The sequence below is a fragment of the Dyella japonica DSM 16301 genome (genome assembly GCF_001010355.1).
In the GTDB taxonomy this organism is placed as follows: domain Bacteria; phylum Pseudomonadota; class Gammaproteobacteria; order Xanthomonadales; family Rhodanobacteraceae; genus Dyella; species Dyella japonica.
Window position 1 is genome coordinate 1 of sequence record NZ_JPLA01000046.1, and the last position, 761, is coordinate 761.

General features: G+C 66.2%; 1 protein-coding gene. It reads left to right on the plus strand.

The genetic code is table 11. From position 1 onward, the window contains the following. Positions 1-761, plus strand: a 761-nt coding sequence (locus Y882_RS15850; protein WP_046972920.1) for a DUF7125 family protein, incomplete at both ends; no start/stop codon positions are given.

Sequence of the window (761 nt, forward strand, 5' to 3'; positions counted from 1 at the left end):
GACGCCGCTGACGGCCGTGGCGCTGGACGCGGAAATGCGCACGCTCACCGGCATTGGCGAACTGGATCGCGTGTTGGGTGGCGGCCTGGTGGATGGTTCGGTCGTGCTGATCGGCGGTGATCCGGGCATCGGCAAGTCGACCCTGCTGCTGCAGATGCTGGGGACGCTTGGGGCGCAGATACCCAGTGTCTACGTGACGGGTGAGGAATCACTCGCCCAGGTCGCTTCGCGCGCGCAGCGTCTGGACCTGCCGCTGGGTCCGCTGCATGCGCTGGCCGAAACCTGCATCGAGCGGATCATCGAGCAGGCGCTGAGCAGCCGTCCGCGCGTGCTGGTGATCGACTCCATCCAGACCATCTGGACTGAGCTGCTCGCCGCAGCGCCAGGTTCCGTCAGTCAGGTGCGCGAGTCGGCGGCCAAGCTCACGCGCTTCGCCAAGGAAACCGGTACCTCGGTCTTCCTGGTTGGGCACGTAACCAAGGAAGGCGGCATCGCCGGCCCTCGTGTGCTCGAGCACATGGTGGATGCGGTGCTGTACTTCGAAGGCGAATCCGGCAGCCGCTTCCGCGTGCTGCGCGCCTTCAAGAACCGCTTCGGTGCGGTCAATGAGCTGGGCGTGTTCGCGATGTCGGAGAAGGGGCTGCGTGAAGTGCCCAATCCGTCGGCCATTTTTCTTTCCGCCCACAGTGGCCCGACCTCGGGCAGCGCGGTGATGGTGACGCGCGAAGGCACGCGTCCCTTGCTGGTCGAAGTGCAGGCGC